This window comes from Sphingomonas sp. CFBP 13728 (assembly GCF_014841895.1).
In the GTDB taxonomy this organism is placed as follows: Bacteria; Pseudomonadota; Alphaproteobacteria; order Sphingomonadales; family Sphingomonadaceae; genus Sphingomonas.
On the sequence record NZ_JACYUS010000004.1, the window covers coordinates 148,961 to 160,825 of the forward strand.

12 protein-coding genes are annotated in these 11,865 nt (G+C 59.9%); 4 read left to right on the top strand and 8 right to left on the bottom strand.

All coding sequences use genetic code 11. From position 1 onward, the window contains the following. Position 1: 1 nt before the first annotated feature. The 6 genes from IFT67_RS16715 to IFT67_RS16740 all read right to left on the bottom strand — a co-directional run bounded on the left by IFT67_RS16715 (position 2) and on the right by IFT67_RS16740 (position 5,684). A complete protein-coding gene (locus IFT67_RS16715; protein ID WP_192239302.1) occupies positions 2–1,111 on the bottom strand; it encodes a methyltransferase domain-containing protein in 1,110 nt (369 codons plus the stop codon). Beyond that, the gene (locus tag IFT67_RS16720; protein WP_192239303.1) at positions 1,108–2,001 is read right to left on the bottom strand and encodes a hypothetical protein; all 894 of its coding nucleotides are present in this window, start codon (positions 1,999–2,001) and stop codon (positions 1,108–1,110) included. Before IFT67_RS16720 ends, IFT67_RS16715 begins: the two co-directional genes overlap by 4 nt. Further along, positions 1,998–3,176: an inositol-3-phosphate synthase gene (locus tag IFT67_RS16725; RefSeq protein ID WP_192239304.1), complete on the bottom strand. Its 1,179-nt coding sequence runs from the start codon at positions 3,174–3,176 to the stop codon at positions 1,998–2,000. Before IFT67_RS16725 ends, IFT67_RS16720 begins: the two co-directional genes overlap by 4 nt. Positions 3,177–3,910: 734 nt before the next feature. After that, positions 3,911–4,330, bottom strand: a complete 420-nt coding sequence (locus tag IFT67_RS16730; RefSeq protein ID WP_192239362.1) for an EAL domain-containing protein — start codon at positions 4,328–4,330, stop codon at positions 3,911–3,913. Between the two features lie 155 nt (positions 4,331–4,485). Further along, complete coding sequence (locus IFT67_RS16735) at positions 4,486–5,016, bottom strand: diguanylate cyclase (RefSeq protein ID WP_192239363.1); 531 nt, start codon at positions 5,014–5,016, stop codon at positions 4,486–4,488. Next, entirely contained in the window at positions 5,010–5,684 is a 675-nt protein-coding gene (locus IFT67_RS16740) for a hypothetical protein (protein WP_192239305.1), read from the bottom strand. The genes IFT67_RS16735 and IFT67_RS16740 overlap by 7 nt, the downstream gene beginning before the upstream one ends. Before the next feature lie 454 nt (positions 5,685–6,138). On the opposite strand from IFT67_RS16740, the gene IFT67_RS16745 reads away from it, so the two are divergent. The 3 genes from IFT67_RS16745 to IFT67_RS20725 all read left to right on the top strand — a co-directional run bounded on the left by IFT67_RS16745 (position 6,139) and on the right by IFT67_RS20725 (position 8,342). Next, on the top strand, positions 6,139–7,170 hold the full coding sequence (locus IFT67_RS16745) for a diguanylate cyclase (RefSeq protein ID WP_192239306.1): 1,032 nt from the start codon (positions 6,139–6,141) through the stop codon (positions 7,168–7,170). 721 nt (positions 7,171–7,891) lie between these two features. After that, positions 7,892–8,083 carry a hypothetical protein gene (locus IFT67_RS20720; protein ID WP_244647456.1) on the top strand — a complete coding sequence of 64 codons (192 nt, stop codon included), beginning with the start codon at positions 7,892–7,894 and terminating at the stop codon, positions 8,081–8,083. A 25-nt stretch (positions 8,084–8,108) separates the two neighbouring features. After that, positions 8,109–8,342 carry an SDR family oxidoreductase gene (locus tag IFT67_RS20725; protein ID WP_244647457.1) on the top strand — a complete coding sequence of 78 codons (234 nt, stop codon included), beginning with the start codon at positions 8,109–8,111 and terminating at the stop codon, positions 8,340–8,342. A 147-nt stretch (positions 8,343–8,489) separates the two neighbouring features. Here the strand turns inward: IFT67_RS20725 and IFT67_RS16760 are convergent, their stop codons facing one another. Then, positions 8,490–9,479: an SDR family oxidoreductase gene (locus tag IFT67_RS16760; RefSeq protein WP_197983127.1), complete on the bottom strand. Its 990-nt coding sequence runs from the start codon at positions 9,477–9,479 to the stop codon at positions 8,490–8,492. Between the two features lie 340 nt (positions 9,480–9,819). Between IFT67_RS16760 and IFT67_RS16765 the strand changes: the two genes are divergently transcribed. Continuing rightward, the gene (locus tag IFT67_RS16765; protein WP_192239307.1) at positions 9,820–10,002 is read left to right on the top strand and encodes a hypothetical protein; all 183 of its coding nucleotides are present in this window, start codon (positions 9,820–9,822) and stop codon (positions 10,000–10,002) included. Between the two features lie 729 nt (positions 10,003–10,731). Here the strand turns inward: IFT67_RS16765 and IFT67_RS16770 are convergent. Beyond that, on the bottom strand, positions 10,732–11,331 hold the full coding sequence (locus IFT67_RS16770; protein ID WP_192239308.1) for a hypothetical protein: 600 nt from the start codon (positions 11,329–11,331) through the stop codon (positions 10,732–10,734). Positions 11,332–11,865: the final 534 nt, after the last annotated feature.

Below are 11,865 nucleotides of genomic sequence, written 5' to 3' on the forward strand. Positions count from 1 at the left end.
CTCACCACCGCGCCGGCAGATCGAGGATACGACGGTTCCGCGCCGCATCACCGGTATCCGACATCCATGTTGCAGCTGCGCCATATTCCGAGCGGTAGCGATCGGAGGGCCAGCGCGGGGTGCCGCAATCAAGCAACGGGTTCGGTTGCAGGACCGCATCGGCGGCCGGCATCGCCAGTCCGCCGGTAAGCGCACGCGCAGCGCCACCGTTCGCCTCGACGCGGTCAGTCTCGACGATTGACCACGCCTCGATCTCCGGATCGTCGAACCACGCGGTCGCTGCAGGCGCATCCGTCGTAAGCAACGCCCGCCGCAACTCGCGTTCGTCATACACGACGGCATCTGGAAACAGCGCTGCCCATTCGGATGAAGAGCGTGCCGGTCCCATTGCCCCGCCAGAGACGGCGGCGTTGTGAAGATGGCTTACCGCAAGCACGCCACCGGGTGCGATGGCTTCACGCAATAGCCCGGCGATCCGCGGCTGGTCGGGCAGGAAGTAGAAGGCATCGTGACATGCGACGAAGTCAAACTTCTGCGTTTCCACTGGCCACAGAGCGGCCGCGTCAAACACGACATACTCCGCGGCTGGCGCGACCCAGTATTTTGCGAGCCAGCATTTCGAGAACACGACGTCTGCGCCGACGCACGCGACGCCCCGCGCTGTCAGCTCGCGCAGATAGTGACCAATGCCGCACGCAAGCTCGAACCCGGTACCCGGTTTGCACCAGTGCGCCTCGACCAGCGCGAGCCCGGCGAGGTACGTCGGGTCGCTCCAGCGATGTGCGAAGTAATCCGCCACCGGCCCCATTCGCAACAGCCCCATCGCCGCGCGCAACGTCAGCGTATCACGCTCGCAGACCAGCTGCTTCAGCTCGCCGAGATCGGTCGCGGGGCCGGTCCACCACGCGTCCTGATCGGTCAGCAACGCAACCAGCGCATCGTCCGGGCAGCCTGCGTCGAGATGGTCGAGTGCTACCGCGACCAGCCCCTCGCTGTCGGTCCGCAGATACGGGATGCCATCGACCACCGGCCAGCGCTCGCCGGGTGCGGCCAGCGAATGCGACGTATCCGCGACGAGCGGCCGTCCGGTAACGGGCGAGCGATAGTTCACAGCAGGCCGACGTCCGCCAGAACGCGGTCGTGGAACGTCTTGACCGGGCCGGCATGGACCAGTTCGTAGGTGTGCAGCACTGCGTCCATCGTCGCCGAGGCGGCGCGCAGATGCTGTTCGATCTCCAGCACGCGGTCGAGCACGTCGGCGGCGTGGAACGCGCGCGCCGCCGGCGTCGTGTCGCCGGCGATCGGCGCGATAGCCGCGCGAACCTGCGCCGCGACTGCCGGGTCGAGCATCGCCATCGCCTGTTCGCGCGCTGCGTCGATCACGCGGGCGAGCAGATCGCCGAGCAGCACTTCGCCGGTAAACCCCGCGTCGGGCATCGCCGCATTGTGGAAATGATGCGCCATCGACGCAAGGAACACCTCCGCCGGATTCGCGCCGTAACCGGGCGCCGCGAGTACGCCGTACACTGCGACGATCAGGCAATGCTCGGCATGGTTCTCCGGCGGCTGCAGCAACAGCCGCGGCCGACCCGGACAGGTGACGCCCGCACGCGGTTGTGTTGCAAGCTGCGTGACGAACCGTGGCATTGGCCCGGCCGTCGGCGCACCCTCCGGCAGTGCTCCCCGAAGGTCAGCGGCGAGCGCCGGGTCGATCAACACCGCTACATCGTCAAACCCACGTTCGAGCACAGCGCACGCTTCCGCATCGGTCAGACCAAGCTCAGCCAGCGTGGCGCGGTCGAGGTCACCCAGTCGTGCCGCAGCAAGCGCAGCGGCGACCGTACGACGCATCACCTCGGCCGGCGCCTCGCCCGCCGCCAGCGCCGCCCAGCCGCGCGCAAACAATCGCTCGGCGATCGACCCGTCGCGCTCCGCCGACCGGATCCGCTTCAGGTCGCCGAGCTCGCGCAACAGCGGTAGATGCGCCGCATCGAGCGTCACCGGCGGTCGAGCCAGGTGTCGAGGATCAACTGCTGCTCGCCGAACGCGTGGGTGGGCTCGCCGCCATCGGCGGTCTGCGGCATCTTGAAGAATATCCCCATCTGGTCCTGCACGCCGCCTTCGCCGCGCGTCTGCGCCAGTGCCAGGCAGCGTGCGATCTCAATCGCGAGCGGCGCTGCGAGCACCGAATCCTTGCACAGGAAGTTCAGCTTCAACTGCATCTTCTGGCCGAGAAAGCCGGTCAGGTCGATGTTGTCCCACGCTTCCTTGTTGTCGCCACGCGGCTTGTAGTAATGGATCATGATGATGTGATCCTCGACCGGATAGCCGAGGATCTGGTCCAGCACCGACTTCTTGGTGTCGACCTTGGAGGCGAGGCTCTTGGGATCGTCGAGCGCCAGACCATCCGAATTGCCGAGGATGTTGGTGGAGAACCAGCCGTCGACATGCAGCGCACGATCACGCAGCGCAGGCGCGATCACCGTCTTCAGCAACGTCTGCCCGGTCTTGCCGTCCTTGCCGGCGACCGGTACGCTGCGCTGGCGGGCGAGCTCAGCAAGCGGCGCAACGTCGGCGGCGACCGACGGGGTGAAATTGGCATAGGGCGTGTCGCTGGCGATTGCGGCATAGGCATAGAGCATTGCCGGGCTGATCGCCGCGTCGTCGTCGTCGAGGCCGCGTTCGAAGCCTTCGACGCTGGTCAGCGCGTCCGCACCGAGATCGGCTTTGCGCTCCGTCGAGGCGAGATTGATCATCACCACCCGGTCCAGATTTTGCTCGGTCTTGAACCGAGCTAGGTCGTCCTGGATGTGCTGGACCGCGGCGCGGTGGCCGGGCGCAGCGATCTTATTGGCGCCGTCGATATTCGCACAGAAATCGGTCGACCCAACCGCGGGCCATGGCCGCATGTCCGACAGGCTGGACGCCCCGTTGGCGAGCTCGCTCTCGGTCAGCACGCCGTGCTTCAGCGCGGCGGTCGCGAGATCGTCATGGCTGAGATCCCAGCCGCCGAAATGAAGGTCGCGGTATGCCGCCATGCCCTCGACGTCGCGGCTGGCGAGCGGCAGGCCCGACAGGTCGTTTGACCCCGCACGGATCATCGCGATCCCAGCGGCCGCGGTGGTGGCCACCGCGCCATTCAGTCCGATCACTGCGATCCCGACCCGTTCGCCCATAACTACGTCCTCTCAAAACAGAGGGCGGAGCTAGCCAACCGATAAACAAAGTCCATCGATGTCTGCTGTAATTTAAGCTAAAGTGCTCTGCGAATTACATATGTTGCCGTTTTTGCGGTATGATAACGCCATCCCGGCAGTCACGCCATCTCGTCATGACGCCAAGACCAGTATCACTCCTCCGATAGGCCGCCTTAGCGCCACCTGCCTTTCCAATAGCGGAAGGTCCGTTTTCCCTCCCAACTCGGGCATCCCTGCTTAGTGCGCGGCGAGACTCCGACGACAAATAGCGCGATCAGAACACCGACAGAAAGCGTGAGCGTTTACATGCGGGCTTAGTAAACCCGATTTTTGAAGTTTGCGAATGGCTGTTCATCAGAAGCCCGACAGTCGCGGCCGTCTCTCCAAAAGACGGCTTTGTCCCAATTCTCACCACTCATGCGGCCACGTCGGCAATGATATGACTACATGAACAAACGGCCGAAGTTGGGTGGGCCGAAGGAGCCCGCGAACGTCCGCTACTGGGTCGTAGCGGTTGAAGGGCAGACGATCCCCGTCCGTCCATTTGGCGCCATTCACTTAATGCGCTGGCGTAGTCATAAGCGGACAATCGTTCGCAACCGGATCCGGCGTAGGTATGTCTCTCATTAATCGGTTCGAACTCTCGGTGCCCTTGATCCAAGCGCCGATGGCGGGTGTCGCCACACCTTCGCTGGCGGCAGCGGTCCATACCGTTAGGCGGCGCACAGCACAGGTCGAGCAGATTTCCGGCGTTCTGACAGCCAGGTGGCAAACCGGTCTGCTTCCATCGGTCGCGCAAACCAGAAGCCTTGAGCTTCTTCGCAGCCAAGCTCTTTGAGAATGGCTGCCGCCTCTGCAGTTTCCACGCCCTCTGCGACCACGCGATAGCCAAGCTTATGAGCCAAGCTGATCATCGTTTCCGCAAGTTCGAAGTCTGGGCCTTCCGCGATGGTCAGGTCTCGTATGAACGTCTGATCAATCTTTACGATCTGTGCTGGCAGACGTTGCAGGTAGGCCAGACTGCTATAACCGGTACCGAAGTCATCGATAGCAAGGCAGAAACCTGCATCTCTAAAACTTCGGCATGCGTCGCCCGGTGGCCGATTTAGGCTGCAACAATCTTTCCAAAATATCCAAGGGCGATCGGTTCATGCAGAGATGGAAATTCCGAACCCCGATGTCGCTTCTTGCCAGCGGACGGGTGAGCGTCTGGATTTGAGAGGTGCGATCAGTAAATTAAACGGCCAATACCGGGGCAACTACAGTAGGCAGAGTGCGAAGCTCTAATTTAGCGAGCCGCAGACATACCAGATTTAATGCCCGAGCCTCGATCACTGGCGAGATACAGGCTCGGCGCCGCGCCTGTAGCGAGTACAGCGCGGGAACGCCCCTGCAGTTTTGCATCGTACAGGGCTTTGTCAGCCTCTAGCATCAACGTCGAGAGGTCGAACAACGTATCCGATCTTATGGAAATTCCGACGCTCGCGCCGACTGTAACGGTGGTGCCACCCAACAGGAACGATGTACCGGACAATGTGTCGATGAAGCGCTGCGCGGTTTGACAAGCGGTAGAAGGATCCATCTGATCCGCAAGAATGATAAATTCGTCGCCTCCAATTCGGGCGACGGCGTCGATCGCTGGCGTTACTTGTCTCATTAACTGGCTAACCTCAACCAGCAATTGATCGCCGGCCGCGTGGCCGAGCGTGTCATTGATTGCCTTGAAGCCGTCGAGGTCAATATAAAACAGCGTGGTCCCGCTATTGGCGCAGTCTGAACGATGGGCGACGACGTCTTCGAGACCGGCACGGTTCAGCAGGCGGTCAGCGTGTCCTGCCGCGCGCGACGTCCGTTCTCACGCTCTGATCGCATGGTCTGAACGAGCATTGCATTCAGCCGATAGGCGGCACACGTCATTGCGTAGATATACATGGGTATCTGCAGCGCGGTTGCGAGCATGATCAGTTGGCCGGATAGGATACCAGCGACGGCGCACGGTCCAAGGCTCAGCATTATCATGACCATCACGAGCCTTGGAGCCGAAAAGTTACGAAACGCCACGCCCCCGGTCATGGCCGCTGCGGACAGCACCACAAGAGTGGCAGCTAACCAATCCCCGCTCAAAACAGTGATGAAGCAACCATAGCCTACCGACGCTGCCCAGCACATCGCCGCAAAAATGTAGAGATCAATATGCGCCCTCTTGCCGCTCGTCGCGGCGCGTGACCCTTTGACGAGCAGCGGCAGCCGCAATGCGGCGAGTCCAATTTCTAGCGCCGCCCAGAGGAGGAACGCCGGTGTGGGAATCCGCATGGCCACGATCGATGAGACGAGGATAGTGTTGAACACACCGCCCAGGAAGATCGGGAGGGATCCGTATAATCCTTGAACCAGGGAGGGGCGGATTTCAGGCGGTACCACACCAGCGCACTCGACCAACCAACGCGTGACAGCCCAACGTGGCAGTATGCCATCACTCTGCAGCATCAACGTTACTCCTGAGCCTCCCCCCGGGAGCTCCCCTGTTGAATGCCATTCTGAGGTTAAATTTCGGTCAATCTGGATCGGTGCTGGTATGCTGCGGACCCGTACATCAATGTTTGAAAGCCAAGATGAATGAACGGCGGAAGCCGGGGAGCGCGAAATGGGCGCTGAGCGTCCACAATTGGGTCAACGGCTCGCCGGTCGCGCAGCCATCCGTGACCTGTTAAAGAAGGCCGCTCGTTTCAACGAAGAGGAACGGCAGAGACTAACTATCCATTTGCCCAGCAGAGCACTCCCGCTCCGGTTGGATGAGGTCGAACGATACTGCGGAGCGTAATACTGCTCCGCGATGGGAGCCTAAGGGATGCCCGTTTCCGAATAGCATTGTCAGTAGGCCTAAGTGGCTGGAATTGTGTCGTCGCTCCACGTACCTTCCTCGACGTACCCATCGCCGCCCGTGGTCGATGGCGTTTCGATGTGGATGGGATTAGTGCGGGGGACAAGACCGTCCTTCGAAAGAACTTCAGCCTTCCGATCGGAAACCGACATCCACGACGACGCAAATCATGAGCTTCGCAATTTGAGACTGCTGAGCGAGCATTGCGGCGACGTGTTCGCAACGGTCGGGCCGGACATGAGGTTTCGCTACGTCTCTCCGTCCGTAACGAGGATCTTGGGATGGCCGATAGAGTCCGCGATTGGCCGTGCAGTCACCGATTTCGTCGTGGACGAGGACGTGCCAATTATCGGGGCTGCGACCTCGCAACTTCGCGCCGGACTCATCAGAAGCGCGATCGTCACCGTTCGCGTCAGGCATCAAGACGGAACGATCGTGTGGGCCGAGATCACCTCCCGTCCCATTGGCGAACCCGGTTCGGCTGACCTCGGTGAGCGGGCCGTCGTGATACGGGACGTCACTGAGCGCAAGGCGTTGCAGGATGCCCTGACCTCCATGGCGATGAAGGACGGTTTGACCGGCCTTGCCAATCGCCGTGCCTTCGATATCGCACTTGGGGACGCATGGTCAAAGGTGAGGGCATCGCGAAGTCAGATGTCGCTACTGCTGATCGACGTGGACTTCTTCAAGGAGTTCAATGACGCCTACGGACATCAGACTGGGGACGACTGCCTCCTTGCGATATCAACAGCGCTTCTCGGGCTGCCTCTTGCGGTGCGCGATGTCGTAGCGAGGTATGGCGGCGAAGAACTGGCAGTCATCCTGCACCGCTCCGGCGCCGCGGAGGCGGTGAAAATGGCGGGACTGGCGTGCGACGCGGTGCATCGTCTGCAGCTTCCTCACAGGCGGCCCCCGACGGCCGATGGGATACTGACGATCAGCGTCGGAGCAGCGACCGTTCTTTGGCGAGAAGGCGGGTCTTCAAACATGCCCCACGCCCTTATCGCCTCGGCCGATCGCGCGTTGTACCAAGCCAAGAGCAACGGTCGAAACCGAGTATCGACCGGTCTAGTGCTGGGCGCGTCAGCCTAGCCGGCGGTACAGACCAAAGAGTACACGCATGCTGAACCTGCTGGACCTCATGGAGGCAACGCGTGAATGTTGTTTCTTATCCGGTCGTTTAGTGCGCCAGCATGAAGATGAATGAGTGGGCGAAGTTGGCGAAGACGAAAGCCTCATGAGCGTCCGCTACTGGGTCCAGCTGTCGCAGTCCTTTGGGTTACCCCCGGGGCGGGGCTCGGGTACCTGATCATATGCTTTCAAAATACGATTAGCCCGTGGACCTGAGCCTCGACAATGTTCGTCCTTCTACGGCGCCAACTCGATCAACCTGCGATATCTTGGCGGCGCGGAAGGCCGCGGCAATCGCGTGCTGGTGCTGGTCGACGGGCATCGCTGGGTCGATGCAGTCGGCCAGCGCGGGTTTCGCGACTTCGTGGACCTGAACACGATCCAGCTCGGGACCTTCCGAAGAACCAGACGTACGCCAGTCCTGTTCGCGGCGATGCCGGGAACCCGCCAAGGATACCCGATCCACCAATTATGGTGTAGTTGTGGATCGGCGTCGAAAGCTCTGCCATGGCAAAGTATCGCTAGTTTATTGGAACTACTCGAAAACCTACATGGTAGGGGACTAGATCGGCGCCGATTGGAACCCTTCCCTAACCGACATTTTTCAAAAGATTGCAGTCGGTTGCTTCCCTAGCTGCAGGGGCTCGCTTTCGACGCTGATCCACATGCTGGGACCGCGCCCTTGTGCACCGAGATCACGTCCGAGCATTACGACGAGACCTACGACATCAATGTGAAGGGCACGATCTTCACGGTGCAGAAGGGCTTGAAGCTGATGGGCCAAGGCGGTTCAATCATCCACCGGCTCGACTACCGATGTGATGGGAACGCCTGCGTTCAGCATCTACAGCGCTTCAAAAGCTGCTGTTCGTAACCTCGCGCGAAGCTAGGCACAGGATTTGCGTGGTACGGGTATTCGTATCAATGTTTTGCCGCCAGGACCAACGCTCACCGAGTTGGCGGCCGAGGTTGTCGGTCGCGATGCCATGATCGAGATGGGATCTACCACGCCGATTGGGCATGTCGGCGACCCGTCCGAAGTCGCGGCAGCCGCGGCATTTCTCGCATCGTCGGATAGCAGCTTCATGACAGGCAGCAGGCTGTTCACCGACGGAGGGTTGGCTCAAATCTGACGCACTAAGCCAGCGGGCGAAAAGCCCGCTGGCTTTGAACGCGATACCGGCCAAATTCCCACGCTTAGATGTACTTTACTCGGTCAGGCCTACGAGAACCCGAACAGGCGATCTTCGCCCCGGTACGGACCACCCGCTTTTCCGATTTTACGCCGGCTGCCCATTTCCGCCAGTTGATCCGAAAATCTGGCCCGTCGAATAGCTCAGGGACGGATCGGCTGCGGCAACGTACAGTGCAGCAATCTCAGCTGGCTGGCCGGCGCGCGCCATTGGCGAGTCCTCACCGAAGCTTTTTAACTTCTCCGGCGTCGCCCCGCCGCTAACCTGCAGCGGAGTCCAGAACGGGCCCGGCGCAACTGCGTTCACGCGGATACCGCGACTGGCAAGCTGCTTGGCCATGCTTTTGGTGAAGTTCAGCACCGCGGCACGGGTCAGCGCATAGTCGACGATGTCCGGTGAAGGATTGCCAGCCTGCTCGGAGGACGTGTTGACGATCACCGCGCCAGCACTCATCCGTTCGAGTGCCGCCTTCGTCAGCCAGAACGGCGCGTAGACGTTGGTTTTCATCGTATCGTCGAAATCCTGGCTCGAGATATCGGCGATACCCGGACGCGTCTGCTGACGGGCCGCATTGTTGACCAGGATATCGAGCCCGCCAAGCTGTTCGCTGGCTTGCTGCACCAGCCGGCGGCAAAAACGTTCGTCGCGCAGATCCCCTGGAATTGCGACCGCCTTGCGACCCTCGGCCCTGATCAACGCAACGACTTCGCGCGCGTCCGGTTCTTCGGCGGGCAAATAGTTGATTGCAACGTCCGCGCCCTCTCGCGCATACGCAATCGCTGCAGCCCGACCAATGCCACTGTCCCCGCCGGTTATCAGGGCCTTCTTGCCTGCCAGCTTGCCTGAACCCTTGTAGCTTTTCTCGCCGTGATCAGGTCGCGGTGTCATCTTTGACGCAAGACCGGGCCAAGGCTGCCGTTGGACGGGGTAGGGGGGCTTGGGATACGCTGCGGCTGCCGGTGTCGTCGCGGCATTACTGCCACCGCTTTGCGCTGCAGCGTTTGCGGCCGTCGCGGCGATGGCACCGGCGGTAATGGCTGCCCCCGTCACGAAAGTGCGTCGTGTGGTATCGGTCATGGTCATAGCTCCCGGAATGATCACGACCCCAAGCGCTAAACGATTGCTTCTGTTCCAGTTTCGGCCGCTACGCGCGCCTCGCTTTCTGTGCGCACAATCGAAAAAAACGAATTTTCTTCAAGACGGATGACCGTCTGCGAACGGTATTTGTCCTCCCTAGCTACTCTTGCGACGCCGAACGCGTAAATGAACGAGCTTCTGATGTCGGAATGCATAGAACGTCGCATGCGTCCGCAAGACCGGGTCCTGCAGATCGCTTTGCCGAACATCACTACCGCGTGACGAGCAGTAGCAACCGTGTGCCTTCTCGGATCGTTACATACGCTTAAGGAGAATAGTCATGGCCGCCACACAGGACGAAGAACCGGGCTTTGAGACCGACGTTAACGAGCAGCCGGATAGCAATAAAGGTCCCGGGGACAGCGTCGAAGACAAACATCCGGTTGAAAAGCAAAACTCTCACGATATCGAACAGACTCAAAAGGAAGGAGCCGAAAAAAGAGAAGAAGGCGGCTTGTACTGATTGTTCCACGATGAGTAGCCAAACATATTGACTCTACCCGACAAAGCATTTGTAAACTAATCACATTTGAATCGCCAATGCAGCGCAAATTGGTGGCTCTGACTCACTCGTGTATTTGATTGGTCCTAGTATTGTCATAACAATGAGCCAATTCACGCGCTTGCGCTAAATGGGCAGCAGCGGCCGTCATGCCCTCACGATCCGCGAGAACAAGTGCCGCGTCAATTGCTGCGCAAAGCTCAAGCTGCCCGTTTGCCTGACCGTCTGGCATCATACTTCCCTCCAATGCCAGCTGCCGGCAAAATTGAATTAAATAAAACAATAAATCTATGTTATGGTTCCAAATGATCGGCGATTATGAACGAAGCCAGATGGCCCAAAGCCTTCTTCGCGTTCGTGAAGTCCGTCAGGATAGCTATCCGTCTGAAATTTTTGACGAATTTGCCTGAAATATGCTGCTGCATCTTTTCGTCACCACATCGAATAACAAGATGATGACCGAAAATAGAATGATAGACATGTCTGGAGCATCAATGGCTGTCGGGCGCCGGTGGCTTGCTCATCTGCTCGCTGACGGCCAGATATCTGATCGCGGGGATGGCCAAGATGTTTCGTTTACTCCGAACTCTGTTGCTTGCATGAGAGCATTTCTTGATCGGGCCTGTAATATACATCGGGAAGCGGCCCAGTTTACGAGGTAAAGACATAACCAATTCGCTGGTCTACTAACTAAGGCCCGTCTCCTTCCTCAGCATCGCGTCCGTAAGCGTATTGCCTGCTATCCCCGGCCGCGACCGCAACAACGACATTGCCGACGAAGAACTCGACGATGCCGACAATGCTGCCAAACGCGATCAGCGCCGACGTCGTCACGGGCAGCGCTGCCGTCACCTTACCGATCGCGACTTTCGCCTCCTGGCGGACAAACCGAAGCCGTTCCAACACTGGCTCGAGCGATCGACCTTGATCGACTGCCGCGATCAGATCGCCCAGCGCACGATGCAGCGCCTTCAGCTGCTGCAGCGCTACCGCGCGATCGGCATCGACCGGCCCACCATTGTCGCAAGCGAGTTCCTCATCGTCAATCAGCCGTTGCACGGCTTCCAGGGCAACAGGCGCTAGTGCCTGAATGGAAGCGGCATGCTTGCGTAGGGAAGGGCGCCCGGTCCACGTTGCCGAACTGACGGCATCCGGTCCGCGAACTTCGTCCCAGAGCGCCTTGAATTGCTCACGAACCATCTCACGCCGAAGGGTGCGATCCTTGGTTTCTCGCGCATGGCGTACGAATACCTCAAGACTGGGCTGCGCCGCGACAAAGGCGGGCGCCAACGGCCGCAGGTCGGTCCGTCCAAGCGGACTGGACACCCATCAGCATGCTCGACGACAGCCGATCGCTGTACGCGAACCCCCGGTAGCGCAGAGCACCGGATAAGCTGTGCCGACCGCCTTCAGACAAAAAAAAGGGGCCGCCAAAAGCGACCCTAGAAGTTTTTAGGAGAGGATGCCTGAAAGGCGTTATCTTGATATCCGGCAGACCGGGCAATGGCGATTGCAAACCTGGCTAATCCGGATTGCATTTCATGCACTTGGAGAAAGGTTAAACCAAACTCGTTCCCTGGCCAGCTTGATGACAGCGGCGGTATCTACGAGGCTCGACACTGCGAGGAAACGGTCTGGATCCCACACATTGATCGCATGCCTGACGACAATCGTTCGGATACGCGCAGGTCCGACAGCCCGCCTCCGCGACACATAGCCAGACGCGCTTCGCAGCGTTCCTAGCCGGAACGTTTATCCACATGAGTCTCGAGTCTGACGCTTGACCAAACGGTTTTGGTAACGGAACATAAAGGGAACATGTAG